General features: G+C 71.3%; 23 protein-coding genes. 7 read left to right on the top strand and 16 right to left on the bottom strand.

The window, feature by feature from the left end; genetic code table 11:
* Positions 1–7 precede the first annotated feature (7 nt).
* A complete protein-coding gene (locus ACTMTJ_RS29315; protein WP_441221546.1) occupies positions 8–2176 on the bottom strand; it encodes a discoidin domain-containing protein in 2169 nt (722 codons plus the stop codon).
* A gap of 252 nt (positions 2177–2428) precedes the next feature.
* Between ACTMTJ_RS29315 and ACTMTJ_RS29320 the strand changes: the two genes are divergently transcribed.
* Positions 2429–2989 carry a DUF305 domain-containing protein gene (locus ACTMTJ_RS29320; protein ID WP_441221548.1) on the top strand — a complete coding sequence of 187 codons (561 nt, stop codon included), beginning with the start codon at positions 2429–2431 and terminating at the stop codon, positions 2987–2989.
* Here the strand turns inward: ACTMTJ_RS29320 and ACTMTJ_RS29325 are convergent.
* From ACTMTJ_RS29325 to ACTMTJ_RS29370, 10 genes are all read right to left on the bottom strand, one after another.
* Positions 2986–4410 (bottom strand): glycoside hydrolase family 76 protein, encoded by a 1425-nt coding sequence (locus tag ACTMTJ_RS29325; RefSeq protein ID WP_441221550.1) that lies wholly within the window; start codon positions 4408–4410, stop codon positions 2986–2988. The two genes, ACTMTJ_RS29320 and ACTMTJ_RS29325, sit on opposite strands and share 4 nt — an antisense overlap.
* Before the next feature lie 25 nt (positions 4411–4435).
* Complete coding sequence (locus ACTMTJ_RS29330; RefSeq protein ID WP_441221551.1) at positions 4436–5635, bottom strand: CaiB/BaiF CoA transferase family protein; 1200 nt, start codon at positions 5633–5635, stop codon at positions 4436–4438.
* A 4-nt stretch (positions 5636–5639) separates the two neighbouring features.
* A complete protein-coding gene (locus ACTMTJ_RS29335) occupies positions 5640–6236 on the bottom strand; it encodes a GTP-binding protein (protein ID WP_441221553.1) in 597 nt (198 codons plus the stop codon).
* Complete coding sequence (locus tag ACTMTJ_RS29340; protein WP_441221870.1) at positions 6217–6528, bottom strand: DUF742 domain-containing protein; 312 nt, start codon at positions 6526–6528, stop codon at positions 6217–6219. The genes ACTMTJ_RS29335 and ACTMTJ_RS29340 overlap by 20 nt, the downstream gene beginning before the upstream one ends.
* 81 nt (positions 6529–6609) lie before the next feature.
* Positions 6610–7032, bottom strand: coding sequence for a roadblock/LC7 domain-containing protein (locus ACTMTJ_RS29345; RefSeq protein WP_441221555.1), 423 nt, complete (start codon positions 7030–7032; stop codon positions 6610–6612).
* Positions 7033–7071: 39 nt separating this feature from the next.
* Positions 7072–9453 carry a sensor histidine kinase gene (locus ACTMTJ_RS29350; RefSeq protein ID WP_441221557.1) on the bottom strand — a complete coding sequence of 794 codons (2382 nt, stop codon included), beginning with the start codon at positions 9451–9453 and terminating at the stop codon, positions 7072–7074.
* 137 nt (positions 9454–9590) lie between these two features.
* Positions 9591–11105, bottom strand: coding sequence for a prenyltransferase (locus tag ACTMTJ_RS29355; RefSeq protein ID WP_441221559.1), 1515 nt, complete (start codon positions 11103–11105; stop codon positions 9591–9593).
* Positions 11102–11926 (bottom strand): terpene synthase family protein, encoded by an 825-nt coding sequence (locus tag ACTMTJ_RS29360; protein WP_441221561.1) that lies wholly within the window; start codon positions 11924–11926, stop codon positions 11102–11104. The genes ACTMTJ_RS29355 and ACTMTJ_RS29360 overlap by 4 nt, the downstream gene beginning before the upstream one ends.
* Before the next feature lie 36 nt (positions 11927–11962).
* Positions 11963–13339 (bottom strand): cytochrome P450, encoded by a 1377-nt coding sequence (locus tag ACTMTJ_RS29365; protein ID WP_441221563.1) that lies wholly within the window; start codon positions 13337–13339, stop codon positions 11963–11965.
* A gap of 363 nt (positions 13340–13702) precedes the next feature.
* Positions 13703–14233, bottom strand: coding sequence for a hypothetical protein (locus ACTMTJ_RS29370; RefSeq protein ID WP_441221565.1), 531 nt, complete (start codon positions 14231–14233; stop codon positions 13703–13705).
* Between the two features lie 104 nt (positions 14234–14337).
* Between ACTMTJ_RS29370 and ACTMTJ_RS29375 the strand changes: the two genes are divergently transcribed.
* A complete protein-coding gene (locus ACTMTJ_RS29375; RefSeq protein ID WP_441221567.1) occupies positions 14338–15567 on the top strand; it encodes a GNAT family N-acetyltransferase in 1230 nt (409 codons plus the stop codon).
* A 19-nt stretch (positions 15568–15586) separates the two neighbouring features.
* The gene (locus ACTMTJ_RS29380) at positions 15587–15946 is read left to right on the top strand and encodes a hypothetical protein (RefSeq protein WP_441221569.1); all 360 of its coding nucleotides are present in this window, start codon (positions 15587–15589) and stop codon (positions 15944–15946) included.
* Here the strand turns inward: ACTMTJ_RS29380 and ACTMTJ_RS29385 are convergent.
* From ACTMTJ_RS29385 to ACTMTJ_RS29400, 4 genes are all read right to left on the bottom strand, one after another.
* Positions 15943–16410, bottom strand: a complete 468-nt coding sequence (locus tag ACTMTJ_RS29385) for a ribose-5-phosphate isomerase (protein ID WP_441221571.1) — start codon at positions 16408–16410, stop codon at positions 15943–15945. The two genes, ACTMTJ_RS29380 and ACTMTJ_RS29385, sit on opposite strands and share 4 nt — an antisense overlap.
* Positions 16411–16422: 12 nt before the next feature.
* Positions 16423–17334, bottom strand: a complete 912-nt coding sequence (locus ACTMTJ_RS29390) for an alpha/beta hydrolase (RefSeq protein WP_441221573.1) — start codon at positions 17332–17334, stop codon at positions 16423–16425.
* A complete protein-coding gene (locus ACTMTJ_RS29395) occupies positions 17331–18530 on the bottom strand; it encodes a DUF1015 family protein (protein WP_441221575.1) in 1200 nt (399 codons plus the stop codon). Before ACTMTJ_RS29395 ends, ACTMTJ_RS29390 begins: the two co-directional genes overlap by 4 nt.
* 65 nt (positions 18531–18595) lie before the next feature.
* Entirely contained in the window at positions 18596–19222 is a 627-nt protein-coding gene (locus tag ACTMTJ_RS29400) for a mycothiol-dependent nitroreductase Rv2466c family protein (RefSeq protein WP_441221577.1), read from the bottom strand.
* A 173-nt stretch (positions 19223–19395) separates the two neighbouring features.
* Here ACTMTJ_RS29400 and pepN point away from each other — a divergent pair, with 173 nt between their 5' ends.
* From pepN to ACTMTJ_RS29415, 3 genes are all read left to right on the top strand, one after another.
* Entirely contained in the window at positions 19396–21933 is a 2538-nt protein-coding gene (gene pepN / locus ACTMTJ_RS29405; RefSeq protein WP_441221872.1) for an aminopeptidase N, read from the top strand.
* 56 nt (positions 21934–21989) lie between these two features.
* Positions 21990–22559, top strand: coding sequence for a Uma2 family endonuclease (locus ACTMTJ_RS29410; protein ID WP_441221579.1), 570 nt, complete (start codon positions 21990–21992; stop codon positions 22557–22559).
* Positions 22560–22648: 89 nt separating this feature from the next.
* Positions 22649–23386, top strand: a complete 738-nt coding sequence (locus tag ACTMTJ_RS29415; protein WP_441221581.1) for a hypothetical protein — start codon at positions 22649–22651, stop codon at positions 23384–23386.
* Between the two features lie 305 nt (positions 23387–23691).
* Here ACTMTJ_RS29415 and nucS read toward each other — a convergent pair whose 3' ends face one another.
* On the bottom strand, positions 23692–24351 hold the full coding sequence (gene nucS / locus ACTMTJ_RS29420; protein WP_441221583.1) for an endonuclease NucS: 660 nt from the start codon (positions 24349–24351) through the stop codon (positions 23692–23694).
* A gap of 89 nt (positions 24352–24440) precedes the next feature.
* Here nucS and ACTMTJ_RS29425 point away from each other — a divergent pair, with 89 nt between their 5' ends.
* Entirely contained in the window at positions 24441–25049 is a 609-nt protein-coding gene (locus ACTMTJ_RS29425; protein WP_441221585.1) for a DUF4126 domain-containing protein, read from the top strand.
* Positions 25050–25071 lie beyond the last annotated feature (22 nt).

Raw genomic sequence — 25071 nt, forward strand, 5'->3', positions numbered from 1 at the left:
GTCACTCCTACTGGTAGACACGGACGTAGTCGACGTACATGCGGGACGGGAACGGCGTTGTGCCGTCGACCGGGCCGGGGAAGTCGCCACCGACGGCGAGGTTGAGGATCACGTAGAACGGGTGGTCGAAGACCCACGGGCCGCGCGTCGACTCCACTGTGGCCTTGCTGGCGACGAAGACCGGGTTGCCGTCGAGTTTGAAGGTCATGCCCTTGCTGTCCCACTCGACCGACCACACGTGGAAGGCCGCGGAGAGGTCCGCGCCGCCCGGCACCGTGTACTTCTGGCCGTAGCCGGCGCCGCCGTTGTAGGCGGGCGCGTGCAGCGTCGAGTAGCCCTCGAGGGTGTTGCGGCCGAGGACCTCCATGATGTCGATCTCGCCGTTGTACGGCCACGGACGGCCGGTGAGGAAGTCCGCGCCCATCATCCAGAACGCCGGCCAGAGGCCGTTGCCCTTGGGCACCCGCACCCGGGCCTCGATCCGTCCGTACTGGACGTGGAACTTGTTGCCGGTGTTCATCCGGTGCGAGGTGTACTCCCGCCCGCCGGCGGCCTCGCGGCGCGCCTCGATGACCAGCGAGCCGGTGCCGTCCATCTGCACGTTGTTGTTGTTCGTGTAGTACTGCACCTCGTTGTTCTGGCCCGTGCCCGGGTCGATCGTCCACTTCGCCGGGTCCGGCTTGCTGCCCGCGGCGCCGTTGAACTCGTCGCTCCACACCAGACGGTTGGCGGGGAAGGTCGGGTCGGCGGGCCGCGCCGGTGGTGCGGTCGGGTTGCCACCGGTGCCGTAGACCTGGAACTCCCAGAGTGAGTACCCGTACGGCGTGCCCCGGGCGGTGCCGTACATGCGCACGTAGCGGCCGGTGCCGGTGACGTCGAGCGTCTCCTTGAAGCCGCGCCCGGTCGTCGTGGAGTAGATGCTCGTCCAGGTGCTCGCGTTCGACGACACCTGGATCTGGTACGCCGACGCGTACGCCGGGTCCCACTGGAGCACGACCTGGCGGATCGTGGCGGTGGCGCCCAGGTCGACGTAGATCCAGCCGGGGTCGACCCAGCCGGCCGGATTGGCGGTCGCCCAGCGGCTCGCCGGGTCCATGTCGAACGCGCGCGCCGGCACGCACTCCCAGCAGGTGCCGTCGTGCTGGTTGGAGGAGGCGAAGGCCGGCTTGTTGTACGACAGCAGCACCGAGTCACCCGGTGGCGGGCTCGTCGGCGGGGTGGTCGGCGGAGTGGTGGGCGGCGGCGTCGGTGTACCCGTGTGCACCTGGAACTCCCACAGCGAGACGCCGTACGGCGTGGCGCGCGCGGTGGTGACGACCCGCACGTACCGCCCGGTGCCGCTCAGTGCCAGCGCCTGCGTGCCACCGGTGCCGGTGGTGGTCGAGTAGACGGTGGTCCACGTCGATGCGGTGCTGGAGACCTGGACCTGGAACGCGGTCGCGTACGCCGCCTCCCAGTGGAGCGTGACGCCGCAGATCGGGTAGTTGGCGCCGAGGTCGACCTGGATCCACTGTGGATCGGACGCGGCGCTCGACCAACGGGTGCCGGTGTTGCCGTCCACGGCGCTGGCGGCGGGGAAGCCGGCGTTCTGTGTCGAGGAGGCGGTGGCCGGGCGCCCCTGCGCGGCATTCGCGGTGCCGCAGGCGGACGTGCCCGTGTCGCCGTAGACCTGGAACTCCCAGAGCGAGACGCCCCAGGCGGTGGCGCGGGCGGTGGAGTTGAGCCGCACGTAGCGGCCGGTGCCGGTAACGGCGATGTTCTGGACGCCGCCGGTGCCGGCGGCCGTCGTGTGGACGGTGGTCCAGGTGGTCGCGTCAATCGAGGTCTGGATCGTGAACGCGCGGGAGTACGCGCCCTCCCAGTTGAGCACGACCCGGGTGAGCGGCACGGCGGCGCCGAGGTCGACCTGGATCCACTGCGGGTCGCTGAACGCACTCGACCAGCGGGTGCCCGTGCTGCCGTCGACGGCGGCGGAAGCGGGGTAGGCGGCGGACTCGGTGGACGACGCCATGGCAGGCCGCCCTTGCGAGAGCAGCGTTTCGGCCGCCGCGGCCGAGGACGCCGCCACGACGACGTAGCCGCCGAGCAGCGCGACAAGGGCGGCGATCAGAGTGGCGAGGCCGCGGCGGGGGACGCCGCGAGAGGATGCGCCGGGCGGTGGGGTGGCCCGATCCATCGGGTTCTCCTTCGGGTGGTGTGCAGCTGTGTAGTTGTCGCAACATGTGCCACGCCGATAAGAGAGCGCTCTCCTGACGCTACTGTGACCCCTTCATGGCCAGGTGTCAATGCCTCGATGCGTTTTCGCAGGTAGTGGACGCGTCGACGCGACGCGCACTTCGGGCAGATCAAACCGTTGTACGCCTTACAGAAATGTCTAAGCGGCATCCGAGGAGAGCGCTCCCCAGGCCGGTGCGGTATAACGGGACACGTGCGCGTTGTCCGTCGGGCGGTTCCGTTCGCGATGGTGCTCGCGGTCGTACTGGGGTGCGGCGACCCGCGCGAGCCCGCCCCTCAGGCCGCGGCGCCGGTGACCGCCGCGCCCGCCACCGGGTTCAGCGTCACCGACACCGCCTGGCTCCAGCTGGCGATCGCGATGGACGAGCGCGCGCTCAAGGTGCTCGACCTGATGCTCGCCCGTACGGCTGATCCGGCACTCAAGGATCTGGCCCGCCGCCTGGCGACCGAGCACCGCGACGAGCTCGCCAGGCTGGAGGCCCTGCACGCGCGCTCCGGTGGTCCCGCCACCAACCCGCACGAGGGGCACGACATGCCGGGCATGGCCACCGCCCAGACGGTCGCCGCGCTGGAGCGCGCGACAGCCGGCGACGCGGCGTACATCTTCACGACGGCGATGCGCGCGCACATCGACCAGTCGATCCGGCTCGCCCAGGCGGAGCAGAAGTCTGGCACGGAGCCGGCGGCGAAGGCCCTCGCCGCCGACATCGAACGCTCCCGCACCGCCCAACGTGGACGGTTGGACGCGCTCTAACCGGAGTTCATCGCGTCCAGGGCGCTCTGCTGCCGCGCGGCGTCGGTCGTGTCGAGTGGGCCGGCCCAGCGCAACCCGTACTGGTCCAAGGCGTTGCGGTCGCGGGCGTACGCGGTGTCCGCCTGGCGGGTCAGGTACGCGGTGTACGGGCGGTCGGCGAGCACGGCGTTGAGGGCACGCAGGCCGCGCACGTAGATGCCTTTGAAGGACGGGCCGTCCGCACCGCAGTTGCCGCTCTCACACGGGTCGGCCAGGACGCCGCCCGGGTTGAGGGTGCCGTTCGTCGTGGAGGCGCCGGCCATCCGGCGTGCGGCGGTCAGCAGGGTGGCGTCGCCTGTCGCGCGGTGCAGCTCGACCAGGCCGGCGAGCGGGACGCCCTGGTTGTACGACCAGACGGGCTGGCCGTTGTTGCGGCACGTGGACAGGTCGATGCCGTCGTTGACGAGGCCGGCCGCGTTGAGCATCCCGGTGCCTTGGAACCATTGCCATTCGGCGCGGGCCCGCTGAAGGTAGACGGTGTCGCCCGGGATGCGGTTGTGCAGCGCGGCGTTGAGCTGTAGGTAGAGGCTATTGGAGATGGCGTTCTTGTACGTGCGCGCGGTGCTCCACCAGACGCCACCGCCGCAGGTGCCGTCCCAGTAGCGGTGCATGTGCTCGGCGTCCGCCCGCGCGGTGGCGAGATAGCGGCTGTCGCCGGTCAGGTCGTACGCGGCGACCCAGGCCAGACCCCACCAGCCGGTGTCGTCGATGTAGTCGTTGGTGAAGTTGCCCCAGTGCGCGCCGAGGTTGCGGTCGTAGGTGTTGGCGATCGCGTACCGGTAGCTGATCATCCCGGTGATGCGGATGTTGTCGACGAGCGCGGTGAGCGCGTTGGCCGAGTTCCACCAGCCGGTCGTGGCGAAGAGGCCGGTGCCCCTGTCGTAGAACATCATCAGTGCGGTGGCGGCGGCGGTGCGGCGGTTTCCCGCGTTCCACGTCGTGCGCGCCCACGGGGTGCACGCGATCTCCGGGCGGTCGCCGGCCTTGCCGCAGGCGCGCAGCGCGCCGACACCTTGCGTGGCCCAATCGTCCACGTTGAACATCAGCGTGCGCCAGCCGCGCTGGCCGGCCGGGATCGTGGTGACGCCGAGCCGGCTGCCGGACGCCCAGGTGCGCCCGCCGTCGAACGAGCGGTCGAGCCACACCTCGTCGCCCGCGTTTCCGTTCTCGATGGAGGCCCAACCCATCGCGTCGGTGTCGTTGAAGTGCGACACGATGCGACGGCCGTGGACGGTGGCGCTGACCGGCTGGCGGTCGGCGGGCGACAGCGCGGGGTCGCGGCCGTCGCAGTAGCGGTTGCAGATCGTCGCCGCCGCGGCGGGCCCGGCGAAGGCCGCTTGGGCCACCAGGACGAGGGCGGCTGTGAGAGCGCTCCCCAACACACTAGAACGATAACTATGAATAAAGTTAAATGTCAACGTTGTCTGGCGGCACGGAAGGCGGCATGGAAGGCGGCGTGGAGCGAGGCGTGGCGAGCAGCCGCCGCACCCAGTCGCGATCCTCGTCGAGGCGGGGCGGGGCCAGGTGGTAGGCGGCTGGGGTCGCGCTCAGGCCGATCGGGTTGGCGACCTGGCGGACCGGGCGCTCACGGCGCTCGTCGGGCACCTCCACCACCGGCGACAGACCCAACCCGGCGGCGAGGTCGAACGCGCCGGCCAAGTCGTTGATCGGTCCACACGGGACCCCGGCAACGGTCAGAGCGGCATACCAGTCGGCGGCGGTACCAGATGAAAACGAAGCGGAGAGTGCCTCGCCCAGCGGCGCTCGCGCCGCGACCCGGCCGGCGTTGGTCTTGAAGCGCGGATCGGCGGCGAGGTCCGGGCGGTCGAGCACGGCGCAGAGCGCGGCGAACTGGCGGTCGTTGCCCACCGCGACGACAAGCGGCCGGTCGGCGGTCGCGAAGACCTCGTAGGGCGCGATGCTCGGATGCCGGTTGCCCATCGGCGCGGGCACCACACCGGCGGCGACGTATCCGGAAGCGTGGTTGGTGAGCGCTGAAAGCAGCGACGACAGCAGCGAGACCTCGACCCGCTGCCCCTCGCCGGTGCGGTCGCGGTGGCGCAGCGCGGCGAGTATGCCGAGGGCGGCGTGCAGGCCGGTGATCACGTCGACCAGCGCCACCCCGGTCTTCATGGGCGGGCCGTCCGGCTCACCGGTGACGCTCATCAGGCCGCCGACCGCCTGGGCGAGCAGGTCGTAGCCGGGCAGCGCGGCGCCCTCCCCCGCGCCGAAGCCGGTCACCGAGCAGTAGACGAGGCCCGGGTTGTGCGCGCGCAGCCGCTCGTAGCCGAGGCCGAAGCGGGCCATCGTGCCGGGCCGCAGGTTTTCCACCAGCACGTCCGCGCGGAGTGCCAGCTCGCGCGCTGTCGCGGCGTCCTCCTCCGCGGCGAGGTCGAGCGCGACGGAACGCTTGTTGCGGTTGACCGCGAGGAAGTAGGTGGCCTCGCCGTCCGCGTACGGCGGGCCCCACGAGCGGACGTCGTCGCCGGTGCCCGGGCGCTCCACCTTGACCACGTCGGCGCCGAGGTCGGCGAGGAGCATGGTGGCGTACGGGCCGGCGAGCACCCGGCTGAAGTCGGCGACGAGCAGGCCGGACAGGGATCCCACACCCCTACCCTGCCAGGGCCGTGCCCGCCTTGGTCATCGCGTGCTCCATCAGCGTGATCAGCACGTTTTTGCCGGAGGAGGTCTCCCGCGCGTCGCAGAGCAGCAGCGGCACGTCGGGGTCGAGGTTGAGGGCGAGCTTGACGTCTTCGGCGGTGTACCGGGGCGCGCCGTCGAAGCAGTTGACCGCCACGATGAACGGGGTGCCCCGCCCCTCGAAGTAGTCGATCGACGGGAAACTCTCCGCGAGGCGGCGCGTGTCGGCCAGCACGACGGCGCCCACCGCGCCCATCGACAGCTCGTCCCACACGAACCAGAAGCGGTCCTGCCCCGGCGTACCGAACAGGTAGAGCACGACCTCGTCGGAGATGGTGATGCGCCCGAAGTCCATGGCCACGGTGGTGGTGGTCTTCGCTTCCACGCCGGAGGTGTCGTCGACACCCACGCTGGCCTCGGTGATCACCTCCTCGGTGCGCATCGGGCGGATCTCGCTGACCGCGCCGACGAGGGTGGTCTTGCCGACTCCGAAACCGCCGGCGATCAACACCTTGATCGCCATCGGGATATCCGCGTCCGTCGTCTCCTCAGAGAGAGCGGAGCCCATTGATCACCGCCTTGAAGATCCGCTCAGGGGGCATGTGCGCGGCCGGCTGGGGCTCACGGGCCAGGATGTACCCCTTGTCCAGCAGGTCGCCGAGCAGCACGCGCACGATCCCGAGCGGGAGCGTGAGGTGGCCGGCGATCTCCGCGACGGACAGCGGCCGCTGGGCCAGTCGCATTATGGTGACGTGCTCGGGCTGAAGCCCGGCCGCGATCGACGGGACCGAGCGCGTGGCCACCACCAGCGAGATCAGGTCGAACTCGCCCCGCGCGGGTGCGGTGCGGCCTCGGGTCATCGCGTACGGGCGCACGACCGGGCCGGCCTCGTCGTCGTGCCAGACCTCTTCGTCGGGTCCCGGTGTCAGGGCGTCCAAGCGTCACCTCCCGTCGTGCGGGCTCACGGCGGACCGCGAGGGTGTGGTGAGGAACTGGCCGACGCGCGTCACGAGCATCGCCATCTCGTACGCGACGAGCCCGACGTCGGCGTCTTCCGTGCCGAGCACCGCCAGGTTGGCGCGCTGGCCCGCGGCGGTCACGAAGAGGAAGAGGGTGTCCATCTCCACGATGGTCTGCCGCACGCTGCCGCCCTTGAACTGGCGGCCGGCGCCCCGGGCCAGGCTCTGGAAACCGGACGCGACGGCCGCGAGATGCTCGGCGTCCTCGCGGCTCAGATCACGCGACGCGGCGATGAGCAGGCCGTCCGCGGACAGCACCACGGCCTGCTTGACCTCGTCGACCCGCTCGACCAGGTCGTCCAGCAACCAAGCCAGGTCACTGACGGAGCTTGCCGTCTGGGCCACTTGTGGACCTCTTTCTGCGCTGAACGTGGCGAGCGGGGGTTATGCGGAAGGCTCGGTGTCGCCGGTCGGCGCCGACCGGTCGGGCTCGGCCGGCCGCGGCGGCTGCTCCGCGCCGAGCCGCCGCTCCGCCTCGGCACGACCGCGCCGCGTGGCCGACTGGTAGGACGACATCATGTTGCGGGTCTGCTCAGGAGTACGCGGCGCCGGCGCCGGCGGTTGATCGGGGGCGGGCGATGTCTCCCGCAGCGGCGCGGCGATGCTCGCCTGGCGTACGCGCCACGGCAGCCCGGACGGGGTAAGGGTGACCGCGTCACGGGGCGGCTCGGGATGGGCGCTGCCGTTGGTCGGCACGGGCGGCTGGCCCGCGGTGGGCAGCTCGGTCTCCACTAGCCGCTCCGGTGGGGTGACCCGGGCACGGGCGATCACCGGCGCGGGTGAGACCGGCGCCTCCGGTGTTGCCTCGGCGGTGGCCCGCAGCGACTGGTAGGCACGCAGCCGCCGGTCTTTCTCGGCGACCTCCGCCGTCTCGGGCTCGGCACCTGCCGGCGGCTCCTCGTCCGCCTGGTCGGTGACGACGAGCGCGGACGGGATCAGCACGATCGCCATCGTGCCGCCGTACGGCGAGCGGCGCAGGCGCACGTCGATGCCGTGGCGCTCCGCCAGCCGGCCCACCACGTACAGGCCGAGACGCGCGGTGCTCGACAGGTTGAACTCCGGAGGGTTGCTCACCAGGTCGTTCGCCGCGTCGAGCTCCAGCTCGCTCATGCCCAGGCCGCGGTCTTCGATCTCCACGACGAAGCCGTTGGCCACCTTCTGCCCGCCGACGTTGACCATCGTGTACGGCGGGGAGAACGAGGCGGCGTTTTCGATCAGCTCGGCGAGCAGGTGGATCACGTCGCTGACCGCCCGGCCGGAGAGCGACGCCATGTCGATCGGCAGCACCGAGACCCGCGTGTAGTCCTCCACCTCGGCGACCGCGCCCCGAACCACGTCGACGAACGGCACCGGGTTGCGCCACCGGCGGCCCGGCACGGCGCCGGAGAGCACGATGAGGTTTTCCGCGTTGCGCCGCATGCGGGTGGCGAGGTGGTCGACCTTGAAGAGGTCGGCGAGCTCGTGCGCGTCGGTCTCCCGCCGCTCGATCTCGTCGAGCACCTTGAGCTGGCGGTGGACCAGCGCCTGGTTGCGCCGGGCCAGGCCGAGGAAGAGGTCGCGGACGCCGTGGCGCAGCTCGGCCTGGTCGACGGCGGCCCGGATGGCGGTCTCCTGGACCGCGTTGATCGCCTGACCGACCTGGCCGATCTCGTCGTTGCCGAACGTGAGTGGTGGCGACTCGGCAGCCACGTCGACCTTCTCACCCTCGCGCAGGCGCTCGACGACGCCAGGCAGGCGGGTGTTGGCCAGATCCCACGCCGCCGTGCGGAGCCGCTCCAGCTGCCGCACCAGCGCCCGCGCCGTCGTAATCGACACGATGATCGACGCGATGACGGCGAGCAGGCCGAGACCACCGGCCAGGACGAGCCGCACGACCACGGCGATCGCGACGGGCATGGCCCGGTCGACGATGTCGTCGCCGCTGGTCACGATCATTTCCTGATACTCGGCCAGGACCGAGTCCGTCACCGCGTCCCACTCGGCCGGGGAGACCGGCAGCGACGCGCTCGTGCCGTTGGTCCGGACCAGGCGGTCTTCCATGGCGCGCAGGGTGTTGAACGCCGACCCACCGACCGTCTCGTCGTAGCTGGCCCGGTATTCGTCGGGCAGCCCCGACGCGGCCAGGTCGGCGTAGAAGCGCTGGGCGCCGACGAACTGGACGAGCTCCTGGTGCTCGCCAGCGGCGAACCGTCCGGTGGCCAGCACACCCGCGACCCACGCGTCTTCCTGCGACAGGAGCTCTCGGGCCCGAACCAGCTCGATGAGCGCCCGGACGTCCTTTGCGATCTCTTTGTCGTCGAGGGTGGCCAGCGAGTCGTAGGCGGCGAATATCGCGCTGAGCACGTCGGTGAACGCCGTCGCGGCCGGCTCACGCGCCACGGTGCGCCGGTCGATGGCATCGCGGGCACCGCCGAGCTCGGCGAGCTGGCGGTAAACCTCGTCGATGTCCTTTTCCAGCTCGTCACTGCCGAGGGCCCCGACGCTGCTGTCGCGGGCGCTCGCCTCGAAGGCGGCGCGAGCCTCGTCGGTGCGGGCTCGCTGGGCGGCCAGTGCCTCCCGCTGCGGCGTGCCGGGGTCGGCCAGGTAGACGAGGGAGAGCCGGCGCTCCTTTTGCAGCTCAGGGATGAGCGCGTCACCCGGTTGAGCGACCTTGCTGTCCAGCGTGCTGACCGAGAGGAGGTTCAACCCCTCTCGCAGCGTGACGTAAGCGGCGAACGCCCACAGCGCGAAAAGCGAGAGGAGCAGAGCAACAATCTTGGTCCGCACGTTTGAGCTGCGGAATCTCATCGCACCAGTCCCAACCGCCGGCGAGGGTGACAGACCCCGGGCACCCTAGCAATGTCGCGAGCGTCCCCTCAAGCCTCGGATGTCTACATCGGACCGACCAGGAATCCCATCAGTGATCATGAAAAGTGGCATTGTGCCTGGTGCAAGGCGGCCAGCATCGCCGCGCGGATGATCACCTTCGGCGAATAGAGATCTTTGTCGTGCCACATCGGCGGATCACCCGATGTGTCGACGGAACCGGTTCGGATCGAATGTAAAAGCAGCGGATAGCCACGGGCGACGGCCTGTGCGGACAGGCCGTCCGGACGGGTCAGCAAAATGCGCGTCGCGTACGCGGTTTCCTCGTCGGTGCCCTGCCAGAGGCCCCAAGAGCCGTCCGGCCGTTGGGTGGTGACCGCCCACTCGACAGCTTTCTCGACCGCTGCCCGCGCGGCCGGCCCCGCGCCAAACCGGTCCAAAGCCAACGCGCAGCAGGCGGTGGCGTAGAAAGGCGATGCGTGCCAGCGGTCCTGCCACGATCCGTCGGGACTTTGCCGCGCCACAAGCCACGCGGTGAGCCGTTCGACTGCGTCGATGTAACGATCCGGATGGTCCGGACGTCCGGCCAGATAGTGACCAAAAGCCTCCAACACATGTGCGTTGACGCTGACCGACTCACCATCCTCGCCACGCCACGTGCAGAAGTGACTCTCGGTCTCGTACGCCCAGAGGCTCACCGGCTCCCGGCGGGCGCCAAGCTGGATCAACGCGGACAGCGCCACCGAGGTCGTGTCCGCGTCCTGCGGCAGCCCCGGTGCGGCCGGCGCGCCGGCCGCACCGACGGCGGCGCTGAGCTCGACGATCAGCGAGGTCGGCACGGAGAGCGGGATGCCCGCCTCGGCGAGCCAGTTGAGCGCCCAGGCACGCTCGAACACGGTGATTGGCGCCGCGCACGGCACCGGTCCACCGTGGTGCCGAGCGACCGCCTCCAGATAGCGCCGGGCCGGGCTTGACCCGTCACGGTCGCGCAGCCAGGCGGCGGTCGCCGCGGGCGAGGCGCCGACAAGTCCGAGCCCGTCCGGGAAGGCCGCCGTCCTCGCCAGCGGGCCGACGACCTCCCAGGCGTGCGACAACTTCTCCGGTACGGTCCGGCCCATCGCCAGTACGGCCCGGACACCCGCGAGGGCGGCGCCGTCGATCTGCGCGAACGGTGGCAGCCGGTTTCGGCCGGACCGCGCGAGGTGGCCGTTGATCGACTCGATGAGCGCGGGCACGATCAGCTCGATCGCCGGCGTGTCGGGCACGAGCGGTACGCCGCGAAGCCAGCCGGCGAGGACGGAAAGGCCCCGCTCCGCGGCGGCTTGGACGGCTGCGCCCTCGTCCGCCGCGGCGAGCAGGGCATCGATGGCGCTGAGGGTGGGCACCAGGGCGTACCCGTCCGGGCCACCCCAGCCGCCGTCCGCACGCTGGCTGGCCAGCAGGTAGTCGATCCGTGACCGGTGCCCGTCGAGCCAGGGCGCGAGGGCGGCGACCCGTCCGGTCTCGTAGACGGACGGACTCACCCGCCCCCAGGGGTCGAGCCGGAGCCCGGCGACGAGCTCACGCGCCGCCGCGGCCACGTCGACCGGCGCCGCGGTGACCTCGATCGTCACAGCGCACCCCAGTAGTCGGTGACGCCGTAGAACCCGAAACAGAAGTCCATCTGCCGCTCCATGTAGTCGGACAGAGCGGGCTGACGGTCCCGCACGGCATCGAGGTGCCGGCGGGCCTCGGCAGCGAGAGTGTGCGCGCGCTGAGCGACATCTGTCCTGTCGAGACCGAGCATCAACGCGTTGAGGTCACCCCACTTGACGTCCCGCTCGTACGTAGCCAGATCGTTGAGCAGCCGGATCACGCGCTGCACGGCCCAGCTTGCCACTCGAACGTCATCGATGTCCACAACGGACGGAGGTGGACCGGCGTGGATCCAGTGCGCCACGAATACGAACGAGAACCCCAAGTTGTCGGCGTTCGCGAGATACTCCTCAAAGGACGGCCGGGACGCGTCGGGTGCCTTCCATTGGTGCTCCCGCACCATCCCGTCGAGCATCCGGCGCAGCTCGTCGCGCCAGACCGGGTCGAGCACCGCGAACGCCTCCGCCCCGGCGAGCTCGCCGCGGATCTCCGCGAGGAGGGCGCCCAGCTCGTCGTCCGGCTCGGGTGCGGCGCCGCCCGCCACGGCCAGGCACCGGCGCGCGATCGCGGTGGCCTCCGCTGCCGAGGTCGCTACGTAGTCGACCTGCCAGTCGAGGGCGAAGCACCACAACGTGGCCGCGTTCGCCATCCGCTGCTGTCCACTGTCGAGCGACGGCCCGCTGAACGCGGTGGCGAGAGACAGCGTGCTGTACAGCGTGGCGTCGAAGGGCTTCGCCGAGAACAGTGACGGGTACGCCTCGACCCACCGGAGCATCTCGCGTTGCGTCTGGCCGGCCACGGCGCAGATCCGCCCGCTCTCCGCGGACGGGCGCACCTACGCCGCCAGCCGGCGCTGTACCGGCGTGAGGGTCATCGCGATGCCCGGACCGGGGCGGAACGACGCCGCCACCACCGGCTCGGGGATCGTCGTGCTGAGCAGCCGCGGCCGAAACCGACGCAACACGCTAGCCACGATCATCAGCGCCTTCACCAGGAAGAAGTACTTGCCGATGCACTGATGGGGCCCGCCACCGAACGGGAAGTACGCGTACCGGTGCAGGCGCGCGTGGCGCTCGGCGAGGAAGCGCTCGGGCTCGAAGTCTTCGGGTCGCTCCCAGAACCGCTCCAGCCGGTGCGTCACCAAGGGGGTGACGAGGACCGTGGAGCCGCCGCGGATCCGCACGCCATCGATCACGTCGGTGCGCAGCACGTGACGCGGGAACACCCAGGCGGCCGGGTACAGGCGCAGCAGCTCGTCGAGCACCGCCTGCGTGTAGCGCAGGCCGCCGACGTGCGCGCCCCGGATCGGCCCGCCGCCGACCACGCGGTCCACCTCGTCGTACACCCGCACCGCGATCCGCGGGTGCGCCTGGAGCACGGGGAAGAGCCAGGTCATCATCACCGAGGTCGTCTCGTTGGCGGTAACGAACATCGAGACGAGGTCGTCCCGCACCTGCCGCTCGGTCAGCTCCCGCCCGTCCGGGCCATGCGCCCGGGAGAGCAGCGAGATGATGTCGTCACCGTCGTCCGGCTGGCTGCGGGCCTGGCGCACCAGCGGGGTCATCACCTCGTCGACCGTGCGCACCGCCTGGCGAAAGGCGCGGTCACCGGGCAACGGGACGGTCATCGACGTGATGCCCAGCGACATCCGCAGGACCACGGAGGTGCCGATCGTGTCCACCGCGTCGACCACCCGCTTCGCGTCCACGGCCGAGATGCGGCCGGCGAAGAGGACGTCGACGGCCGTACGCGAGACGATCCGGCTCATCTCCTGGGCGGCGTCGACGGTCTCGCCCGCGGTCGCGACGCGCGCCAGGTCGTCGACTGCGTCCTCGACCGCCACGGCGATGCGGTCCATCAACGACTCCACGTACTTTGCCGTGAATACCGGCTGAAGGATCCGGCGACTCCACTCCCAGGACGCTCCCTCGCCGAGGATGCCGTCGCCGAACAGGCCACGCAGGGGCCGCCAGAACCGGCCACCCCTGGTGTAGTTGTCGGAGTTGGTGCGAAGCACGTGCTGCACGTGGTCCGGGTGGGTCAGCAGGTAGGGCCGGAACACGCCCAGATCCAGCCGGACGATCTCACCGTCCGCCTCCCGACCCACGTCTTTGAGGACGCTGAACGGATCTTTGACGAACCTGGGGAGGGTGCGGTGGACTGGGATGCGACGCGCTTTCCGGGCGCGCGCGGCATCGACTACTGACGACATGGTGGTGACCCCCTAAACCCCCCGTGACGCCCTGCACATCGAGGATCACTCAAAGCGATCTAGAAATGCCGCACGTGGAAGTTGTTTGAGCACTCACCCAAACATCAGACATTTCGGACCATCGATGCCTGTCGCGTTCTTGATCAGGGAGTTCGCGATGTGACATGCCGTCCGAAACGCCCGCCTAATCCCTGATCAACTCCCCTGTCGGCGCACCCGGGTCGGGCGTTCGCAGGCGGATGCCGCTCCAGCCCAGGGAGCTTTCGATGACCTCGTCTGGACGTCGGCGCGACGTGCGGCACGAAGCGCTCGATCGTGGGGTCTTCGGAAAAGTGGAGGACCTCGCCCGGCGCCGGGCGCACCTCAGAAGAGCCCTCGCACCCAGTTGAACGCGTCCATGACCCACTCGGTCTGGCGCAGGTAGGCGACGCCGACGCCGACCAGGAAGACCCCGGTGATCAGGTGGGCGACCCGGGCACCGCGCCGGGGGCGGCCGAGCTGGCGCTCGAGGACGATCTTGCCGACCAGCCGGCAGAGCGCGAAGAGCCCCGCGGCCACGCCGAGCGAGAGCACGAACGTGAGCACGGGGCTGGTCAGGTCTCCCGTGCGGGTAGAAATCGCCCAGATGCCCCAGCAGATGAACGCGACGAGCGCCCCGAAGACCGTCCACCCGCTGCCGATCCGCCACTGGCCGCGCTGGTATCCCTGCGGCGGCGCCCACCGCGGGTCGGGCCCCGGCTCCGGCCACCCGGTGCCGGTCGGCTCGTGCGCCGCCTGCGGTGCGGTCACCCTGGGCTGGACCTGGGCGACGCCCCGCTGGTACGGCTGTGGCGGGGGCGGTGCTGGTGGCATGTCCACCGTCCGCTCGGCCCATGGCTGGGTCTGGTCTGCCATGATCTCCTCCCCCCGACCGGATTCCCTCTCGTCCGAGGGTACTGACGGTGAGCGAGGCGACAAACCAGTCGCACAGGCTGCCGCCGATCAGTTACACAGAACGGATGACGGACGCCGATCTACCCCTCCGCACCGCCACACCGGACGACTTCCCGAAGGCCTCGGCGCTGCTGTTCGCCCTCTTCCACCGCGCCCTCGATCAAGAGGCGCAGGACCTCGACCGGCGCGTCTGGGAGGCGGACCGGGCGCTTGTCGTCACCGACGGGCCGGACGTGGTCGGCCACGCCGCCGCGCTCACGCGCGAGCTCACCGTCCCCGGCGCCGTACTGCCCGCGGCGCACGTCACCGGCGTCGGCGTCGCGCCCACCCACCGCAGGCGAGGGCTGCTCACCCGGCTGATGCACCGCCAGCTCCGGGACGTGCGCGACGCCGGGCGGGAGCCGATCGCCGTGCTGTGGGCGAGCGAGGCGCGGATCTACCCGCGGTTCGGCTACGGCCTCGCCTCCACGCGGCTCGAGCTCGCCATCGACAACCGGCAGGTCACGCTGCCGGCGGCCACCGCGCCGCCCCGGCTCCGCGCCGGGACACCGGCCGATCTCCTGCCCGAGCTGACCAAGGTGTACGACACGCTGCGCCCCGAGCGTCCGGGCTGGTCGAGCCGTGACGAGGCCGGCTGGGCCACGGTGGTCGCCGACCTCGCCATCTACCGCGAAGGTGCCACCGAGCGGCGCGCGGTCGTGCACGAGGGCGACGGCGGGATCGACGGGTACGCGATGTGGCGCACCAAGTCCGGCTGGACCAACACCGGCCCGAACGCCGAGGTGCACGTCACGGAGATCGCCGCCGCCAACCCCGTCGCGTACGCGGCACTGTGGCGCTTCCTGCTCGGCATCGACCTGGCCCGCCGGGTGATGTACGGGTTCGCGGCGGTCGACGACCCGCTGCTGCACATGGTCGACGACGCGCCGCGGCTCGACACGCACCTCTCGGACGGCCTTTGGGTGCGAGTGGTCGACCTGCCGGCGGCGCTCGCCGCCCGGCGGTACACGGCACCTTTCGACGTAGTCCTCGACGTGAGCGACCCGCTGCTGCCGGAGAACGCCGGCCGGTGGCGCGTCGCGGGCGGACCCGGCGGGGCGACCTGCGAGCGCACCGACGCCGCGGCCGACCTGGCCTGCGACATCGTGGACGTGGGCGCCGCTTACCTCGGCGGCACCTCGCTGGCCGCCCTCGCCGGTGCCGGGCGGGTACGTGAGCTGCGCCCCGGCGCGGTCAACGCGGCGAGCACCGCCTTCGGCTGGCACCGCATGCCGATCTCCCCAGAAGTTTTCTGAGGCGGGTACGGTCGACCGCATGGCGGAACCTGAGCGGAGGCGGCGCCGGCTGCGGCAGGGGCCGGCTGGGCGGCCCGCCCGCCCGCGGCCCCCGGACGACTACCGCGAGCCGACCGACCCGGACGCGGCGGCCTCCGCGGTGACGGCCGAGGTGCTCGACCCCGATCCGCCGGCCCGCGCCCCCGACGAGCGGGAGACCGAGCGCGGGCTGCGCGGCCTGGTCGGCTCCGGCTCGTCACAGGTGGGGATCAGCGCCGCGATGCGCGCCCGCGACGCGGCCCGGCCGACCGACGCCGACCTGGCCGAGGCACAGGAGCGGCTGGTGATCGTGCGGCGAAACTGGGTGCCTCGCGACGACCCACCTCGCGGCACGCGTTAGGGCAGCGGCGGCAGTTCGCGGCTGTCCTCGTACGCGGCGACCTGCTTGATCCGCCGCGCGTGCCGCTCGCTGCCGGAAAACGTGCTGGTCAAGAACGCCTCCACCAGCGCCGACGCCTCGTCGAGCGTGTGCTGGCGGGCACCGATCGACACGACGTTGGCGTCGTTGTGCTGGCGCGAGAGCTGAGCCGTCTCGATGTTCCACGCGAGGGCCGCGCGCACGCCGGCGACCTTGTTGGCGGCGATCTGCTCGCCGTTGCCGGAGCCGCCGATCACGATGCCGAGACTCCCCGGGTCGGCGACCACGCGGGCGCCGGTGTGCAGGCAGAACGCCGGGTAGTCGTCTTCGGGGTCGAATGCGTGCGGTCCGACGTCGACCGTCTCGTACCCCTGCTTGCCGAGGTAGTTGACGAGGTGCACCTTCAGCTCGTAGCCGGCGTGGTCGGATCCCAGGTAGACGCGCATGGGGGCAGTCTGTCAGGCGATCAGTGCGGCGCGGAGACCGGCCGCCACCTGGTCGGCCGCCGCGCCCGCCGCGTCGAAGAGCGCGAGCTTGCGCGCCCACCCGTGGTTGACGCCGAGGTAGCGGGCGACCACGCACGGCACGCCGGCCGCGACGAGTGCCTCCCCGTACCGCTCGCCCTCGTCGCGGAGCACGTCGTACTCCGCGGTGAGGATCAGCGCGGGCGGCAGGCCGGCCAGGTCGGCGGCGAGCGGCGCCACATCGGGGCTCTCCGACTTTCCCTCGTCTCCCAGGTACATCGCCCAGGAAAGCGCCATCGCGGTCGGATCGAGGCCGTAGTCGCCCATCTCGCGGTACGACTCGGAGGACATCGACGGGTCGATCGCGGGGTAGAGCAGCACCTGGTACGCCACCGGTGTCCCCGCGTCGCGGTGCCGCCGGGCGAGCACCGCGGCGAGCTGGCCGCCGGCGCTGTCGCCGCCGACCGCGACCCGGGTGACGTCCACCCCGGGGGCGACCCGGCGCAGCCAGGCCACGGCGGTCTCGGCGTCGTCGAGCGGGGCAGGCCACGGGTGCTCGGGCGCGAGCCGGTAGTCCACCGAGAGCACCGCGCACCCGGACCGATCGGCGATCCGCCGGCAGAGCCGGTCGACCGTCTCCACGCTCCCGATCGTCCAGCCGCCGCCGTGCAGGTAGAGCAGGACGGGCGCGCCCGGCACCGGGACGTAGAGCCGGCAGGGCACCCCGTCCGCGTCCACATCGGACACCTGGGCGAGCGGGATCGGCGGGCCGCACTCCTGGTCGACCGCGGCCTCCATCGCCGCCCGGGTGGCCCGCAGCTGGGCCATCGGGTCGGCGGGCACATGCTCCTGGGTGAGCCGCGGCCGCGCCGCCAGCGAGGCCGCCACCTGCGGGTGGAGCCTCATCTCAGCTGCGCCAGGACGAGGCCGCCGCGCGCCTTCGGCGTAAACCAGGTGCTCTTGCGGGGGAGCTTTTGCCGGGCCAGGTTGACCGAGACGAAGTCGTCGACGGTCACCGGCGCGATCAGGATGGCCAGCTCGGCCCGGCCGGCGTCGACCTCGCCGGCGAGCCAACCGGCCGGGTAGTCGCCGCCCACGTACGTGATCCGCTTGTCGCCCGGGTCGAGGCCGAGCGCGTCGCGCAGCACGACCCGCTCGACGAGCGCGTGGTCGAGGTTGTCCACCGCGCTCGCGCCCGGCGCCGGCGGCAGCGTGACCGCGTGCGTCGCGCCGCCCGAGTACAGGTAGACGGTGCCTCCGGCAGCCGGCACCGACGGCGGCCCAGCCTCCGCGCGCACCTCGGCGCCGGCCGCGCGCAGGCGGTCGAGCAGCTCGGGCACGGGCACGGTCAGCTCGCTGACCAGCCGGTTGTACGGCTGGATGGTGACCGAGTCGGGCGTGGTGACCACGGCCAGGAAGAGCGGCAGGCCGCCGGTCTGCGCGGCGAGGCTGCGGTGGTTGCCGTCGGCGACGACGAGCTCGCCGCCCGCGGCGAGCGCGGCCAGCTCGTCCTGCTCCGGCCCGGGGCCGACAAGCCACACGGCGTGGGTGCGGCCAGCCTGGTCGACGTCGGTCGCGGCCGGGGCACCGGCCCGGTCGGTCGCGGCGGCCAGCGCGGCGTGCAGCTCGTCGCCGCGGCCCGTCTGGAGCAGCAGCACGGGGGACAGCAGGTGGCCGGTGGCCTCGGCGAGCGCCACCCGCTCGCGCACCTTCTCGATGAAGACGTCTTCGTTGCGGATCACCAGGCCGGGCTCGTCGGCGCGGGTCGAGATCTGCTCGGTCTCGACCATGGCGAAGACGCCGTATGCCGGCGCCTCACCCGGTGCGGTGATGCGGTAGAGCGCGATGACCTGCTCGGCGGGCGTGTAGCTGCCGTCCGCCTTGGCCTCGGCGAGCCGCTCCACCGCGGCCGGCAGGGCGTCCGTGAAGCTGGTGCCGAGGCTCTCCGGCGCCCGGTGCGGCATCTCGACGGCCAGGGCGCTGTGCGGGTTTTCGGCGATGATCGAAGTGATCTCGGCGTCATCGGCGAACTCGTCGTAGTTTTGCGCGCCGGTGCCGCCGGTGGTGATCCAGGCCCGGGCGATCGGGTGCACGATCGTCATAGCGCGTGACGGTACCGTCGCGCACTGGTGTGACGACCGACACCCTGGTGGCGTCCCAAGGTCTGTCAGTCGAACACTGGTCGAGCGTCTCGGGTGCGCTTGATCTCGTAGAAACCGGGCGTCGAGGCGACCAGCAGCACGCCGTCCCAGAGCTTGCCCGCGGCCTCGCCCTTGGGCGCCGGCGTGATCACCGGACCGAAGAACGCGATCTTGTCGCCGCCGTCCGGGCCCGGCGCGTGGATCACCGGCGTGCCCACGTCCAGGCCGACCGGCTTCATCCCGGCGTCGTGGCTGGCCCGCAGCGCCGCGTCGTACTCCGTGGACTCACCCGCGTCGGCGAGGTCGAGGTCCAGGCCGGCCTCGGCGAGCGCGGCCCGGTAGAGCTCCGGCCCCCGCTCCTGCTTGCCGGGGTGGATCCGGTTGCCGAGCGCGGTGTAGAGGTCGCGCAGGACGTGAGGGCCGTAGGCCTGCTCGGCGGCGATGCAGATACGCACCGGCGCCCATCCGTTGTCCATGCTCTTCCGGTACTTCTCGGACAGCTCGCGGCCCTCGTTGAGCATGGAAAGGCTCATCACGTGGAACTGGATGTCGATCGGGCGCACCTTCTCCACTTGGAGGAGCCAACGGGAAGTGAGCCACGCCCAGGGACAGATCGGGTCGAACCACATGTCAACTGATGAACGCTCAACCATGTGTTCATCCTCCTCCGCCGGACGGTCAGCGGCATCAGCACAGTCCGTGAACTGGGCCACCCAGGATCTGGTGAGGTTGGCATGACAGACTCGTTCGACGGGCTGTCGACCAGGACCGCTCGATCAGGCCGTCGACGACGATGGCGGAGAGGCAGGAGACCACCGTGGCCGGAGTGCGCAACCTGACCCAGGTAGAGGCGGCCGAGCGCGCCCGCCTGCTGGAGGTCACCGGATACGACATCGCCTTGGATCTCTCCGGGGCCGGCGACGGCGATCAGACCTTCCGCTCCACCACACAGATCTCCTTCCGCTGTACAGAGCCGGGCGCTTCGACGTTCATCGAGGTCGCGGCCCAGCGTGTGCGCTCGGCCGAGCTCAACGGCCAGCCGGTCGACATCTCCGCGTGGTCCGCCGAAGACGGGCTGGTGCTCACCGGCCTCGCCGCGGACAACACGCTCGTGGTCGACGCCGACTTCTTCTACTCCGCCAGCGGTCAGGGCCTCCACCGCAGCGTCGACCCGGTCGACAAGGAGGTCTACCTCTACTCCCAGTTCGAGACGGCCGACGCCCAGCGGGTCTACGCCTGCTTCGACCAGCCCGACCTCAAGAGCGTCTACACCTGGCACGCGACGGTGCCGCCGCACTGGAAGGTGGTCTCCAACTCCCCGGTCGCCACCGTCGGCGAGGATGGCGACACCAAGACCGTCCACTTCGACACGTCGGCGCGGATGAGCACCTACATCACCGCCCTCTGCGCCGGGCCCTACCACGAGGTGCGTCACCAGCACGACGGCATCGACATGGGCTACTACTGCCGCGCCTCGATGGCCCAGTACATGGACGACGCCGAGCTGCACACGATCACCACGCAGGGCTTCGACTACTTCCACCGCCAGTTCGGCGTGCGCTACCCGCTTCCCAAGTACGACCAGCTGTGGGTGCCCGACTTCAACGCCGGCGCGATGGAAAACTTCGGCTGCGTCACGCACGCCGAGGCGCACTACATCTTCCGCTCGCAGGTCACCGACTTCGAGCACGAGCAGCGGGCCAATACGATCCTGCACGAGCTGGCCCACATGTGGTTCGGCGACCTCGTCACGATGCGCTGGTGGAACGACCTGTGGCTCAACGAGTCGTTCGCCGAGTGGGCGAGCCACTGGTGCAACACCAACGCCACCCGCTTCTCCGACGCGTGGACCACCTTCCTGTCCGTGCGTAAGAACTGGGGTTACCGGCAGGACCAGCTCTCCTCCACCCACCCGGTCTACTGCGAGATGCCCGACCTGGCCGCGGTCGAGGTCAACTTCGACGGCATCACGTACGCCAAGGGCGCGAGCGTGATCAAGCAGCTCGTGGCGTACGTCGGCGAGGACGCGTTCCTGGCCGGCCTCCGGTCCTACTTCGGCCGCCACGCGTGGGGCAACGCCACCTTCGACGACCTGCTCAGCGAGCTCGAGGTGGCGTCCGGGCGGGAGCTGCGCAAGTTCGCCGCGCAGTGGCTGGAGACCGCACAGGTCAACACGCTGCGGCCGCGGGTCGAGATCGGCGCCGACGGCACGTACACCTCGGTGTCGGTGCTCCAGGAGGCGCCGACCGACTTCCCGGTGCTGCGTACCCACCGGATCGGTGTCGGCATCTACGACCTTGTCGACGACCGGCTGGTGCGGCGCGACCGGCTCGAGGTCGACGTGAGTGGCGAAGAGACGCGGTTGGTCCAGCTCACCGGCGTGCGGGCGGGCGACGTGCTGCTGCTCAACGACGACGACCTGACCTACGCCAAGCTGCGGCTCGACGAGCGCTCGATGGCCACGGTGGTGCAGCACATCGCCGGCTTCGAGTCCTCGCTCCCCCGCGCGCTGTGCTGGGCCGCCGCGTGGGACATGGTGCGCGACGCCGAGCTCGCCGCCCGCGACTACGTCGCGCTGGTCGTGGCCGGCCTGCCCGCCGAGCGCGACATCAACCTCGTCACCGCGACGCTGCGGCAGGCGCAGAGCACGCTCGCCTTCTACGCCGACCCGGCCTGGGCGCCATCCGGCTGGGCCGCGCTCGCCGGCGCCGCGCGTTCGTCGGTCGCGGCCGCCGAGCCGGGCAGCGGCTTCCAGCTCGCCTGGGCCCGCGCGTACGCGTCGGCCTCCCGCGACGCCGCCGACCTGGCGGTGCTCCGCGGCTGGCTCGACGGCGCCGGGGTGCCCGACGGGCTCACCATCGACACCGAGCTGCGCTGGTCGCTGGTGCAGTCGCTGGCCGCCAAGGGCGTACTCGGCGCCGACGAGATCGAGGCCGAGCTGGCCCGCGACCGCACGGCCAGCGGTGAGCGCGAGGCGGCGTACGCGCGGGCGCTCCTGCCCACCCCCGAGGGCAAGGCCGAGGTGTGGCGGCGGCTCACCGGCGAGGATGCGCTGCCCAACTGGGAGCACCGGTCGCTGCTTCAGGGCTTCCAGCACCCGACCCAGGTGCGGCTCACCGCGCAGTACGTCGAGCCGTTTTTCGCGACCGTCCGCCAGGTGTGGGATCGGCGCGACAGCGAGCCGGCGCAGGAGTTCGTGACCCTGGCCTACCCGGCCTACCAGGTAGACGAGGCGACCGTCGCGGCCACCGACGCGTGGCTGGCGCAGGAGGGCCACCCCGGTCCGCTGCGCCGCCTCGTCGCGGAGGGCAAGGACGGTGTCGTGCGGGCGCTCAAGGCCCGCGCGCGCGACGCTCTTTCTTGATCCTCTAGCGTCGCGCGGCGCCGTCGGTAGGCTGGGCCACGAGGAGGTGGTTCAGCGTGACACCCCGACTCGAGGCGCCTGACCGGCCGTGGTCGGCGACGGACCTGCGCGGCCTTCCCCATGACAATCACCGATACGAGATCGTCGACGGCGCGCTACACGTGAGCGCCCCACTCGACGACGACCACCAGCGCCTCGTCGAGCACCTCACCGCCGACCTGCGCACCGCCGTGCCGCCCGGCTGGACCGTCACCACCGGCGTGGGCGTGCACGCGGGCGGCAGCTACCTGACGCCAGACGTCACCGTCCTCCGCCCGGGCAGCCCCAAGGGTGGCGCGTGGGCCGAGCCGGACGACGTCGCGCTGGTGGTCGAGGTGGAGTGCCCGAGCAGCCGCCGCTTCGACCGGTGCGTCAAGCCGGGCCTGTACGCGGACGCGGGCATCGAGGCCTTCTGGCGGATCGAGCGCACCAGCAACGGCCCGGTGGCGCACCTCTACAACCGCGCCGCCGCCGGCCACTACGACCTGCACCGCAGCGTCAACCCGGGGCAGTGCGTGACCGCCGAGCTGCCCTACGCGGTGCAGGTGGCACCGGCGACGTGGAACACCTACCACACTTCGGCGTGATCAGGGCGTTTTCCACAGGCACCCCAGCCGTCCACAGGCGCGTGGCGGGCGCTGGCGCCTGACCCTTGGGCGGGCCGATCCTTACCGCCATGACTGACGTGCACGAGGCTCCCGCCGCCGACGTCGAGCGCCTGCGCGCCGCGGTGCGGGTGCTGCCTCCGGCGGCGGTGCTCACCCACCAGACGGCCGCGATGCTCTACGGGTTCGGTGTCGTGCCGACCAACGAGCTGCACGTCACGGTGCCGGCCGGCACACCCCTGCCACAGCGCCGGGGCGTCGCCGCACACGGTGCGGTGCTGCCCTTCGCCGAGGTGCGTGACGTGCTCGGCCTGCGCTGCCTCGGCCCGGCCCGGTGCGCGGTCGACCTGGCCCGCCAGCTCGGCCGCCACGACGCGCTGGCCGTGCTCGACGCCGCTCTGCGGGTGGGCGCCTGCACCCTCGACGACCTCGCCGACGAGGTGGCCCGCCACGAAGGCCTCCGCGGCGTGCGCCAGGCCCGCGAGCTGGTGCGGCTCGCCGACCCGCGGGCGGCCTGCCGCCAGGAGAGCCACCTGCGCCTGACCCTGCACGACGGCCTGCTCCCCCCGCCCGAGCCCCAGCTCGCCGTCTACGACGACGCCGGCCGCCTGCGCTGCCGCGTCGACCTCGGCTACGCCGAGGAGCGCGTGGCCGTGCTCTACGAGGCCGAGACCCGCGTCGACCAGCCCCGGCACAACTGGCTGGCGACCCGCGGCTGGCGCATGTGCTACTTCACCGACGCCGACCTCTACAAGGACCCCTACGAGCTGGTCCAGACCGTCCGCACCGCCCTCTACCACCCACACTGACGGCGCGTCGCTTCCTGAGAGCTTCGGGGGTCAGGGCGGCGTCTGTCTCAGCGGTCCTTGAGACCCATCAGAGATCGAGATTCGAGCTACCGCACTGTCCGTCGTGGTCCTCGGAGTTTCTTACCTGAGCCTGCTGAGGGTGCGTCACGGACCGTGGTTGGCGAGGCCGGCCCGCTTGGTACGCACAAGATCTGGTGGCGGGCCCGCGGGATGACAAAGCCGAGGGCTTGCACCGCGGACCCGGACCCGGGGTAAACCCAGCTTGAGCCACGCCACGACGGCGTCACCCCGGTCCAGAGAGGTCTCTAGAAGAGGGTCAGTTCGTCGCGCTCGATGCCGCGGAGCTTGTCGTAGTCGACAACCACGCAGCGGATTCCCCGGTCTTCGGCCAGCACGCGGGCCTGTGGCTTGATCTCCTGAGCGGCGTAGACGCCGGCCACGGGCGCGAGCAGCGGGTCGCGGTTGAGCAGCTCCAAGTAGCGGGTCAGCTGCTCGACGCCGTCGATCTCGCCGCGGCGCTTGACCTCGATGGCCACCGCGGCGCCGGACGCGTCGCGGCAGAGGAGGTCGACCGGGCCGATCGCGGTCATGTATTCGCGGCGCACGAGCGTGTAGCCGTCGCCGAGGGTAGTCGGGTTGGCGGCGAGCAGCTCTTGCAGGTGTGCCTCGACGCCGTCTTTTTGCAGGCCGGGGTCGATGCCCAACTCGTAGGAGCTGTCCTGGAAGATCTCCTCCAGCGTGATGCGCAGCTCCTCGCCGGCCTTGTTGACCACCCGCCACACGCCCGGGGCCTCTTCCAGCCGGCAGGGCGGGCTCATCCAGTTGAGCGGCTTGTACGCACGGTCGTCGGCGTGGATCGAGACCGACCCGTCCGCCTTCACCATGAGCAACCGCGTCGCCGGCGGCAGGTGCGCCGAGAGCCGTCCGACGTAGTCCACCGAGCACCGCGCAATCACCAACCGCACCCCGAGAGACTAGCCAAGGTGCGCGGCGGGCGGCGCGGGCCCCGCCGAGAGGCCTGCCCAAGTGGCGTGGCGGTGCGATGCTGGGACACGTGTTGGAAGCGCTCACCGGTACGGGCCTGGCCGCCTCGGCCGGGCTGAATGCGTACATTCCCCTGCTCACGATGGGATTGCTGGCGCGCTACACCGACCTGATCGAGCTGCCCAGCGGCTGGAGCTGGCTGGGCAACGGCTGGGTGATCACGATCCTGGCGCTGCTGCTCGCGGTCGAGTTCTTCGCCGACAAGATCCCCATGGTCGACAGCGTCAACGACGTGGTGCAGACCGTCGTCCGTCCCACCGCCGGCGGGCTCGCCTTCGGCGCGGGCTCCAGCTCGGAGACCGTGCTGGTGACCGATCCGGGCGAGACGGGCCAGTGGATGCCGGTCGTCGCCGGCGTGCTGATCGCCCTCGGCATGCACGGGATCAAGGCGGCCGCGCGGCCGGTCATCAACGCGGGCACGGCCGGCGTCGGGGCTCCCGTGGCCAGCACCGCCGAGGACTTCACCAGCGTATCCATGTCGGTAGTCGCGATCGTGATGCCGTTCCTGGTGCTGGTCTTCCTCGTCGCGATAGTGTTCACGTTCGTCTGGCTGGTCCGGCGGCGGCGGGAGCGAAAGCGCGAGCGCCAGGCCGCGCGGGCCGCCGGCTTCCGGGTCTGACCAGAGGGGCGCGCCCCCTGCG

The sequence above is a fragment of the Phytohabitans sp. LJ34 genome (genome assembly GCF_052068095.1).
In the GTDB taxonomy this organism is placed as follows: domain Bacteria; phylum Actinomycetota; class Actinomycetes; order Mycobacteriales; family Micromonosporaceae; genus Phytohabitans.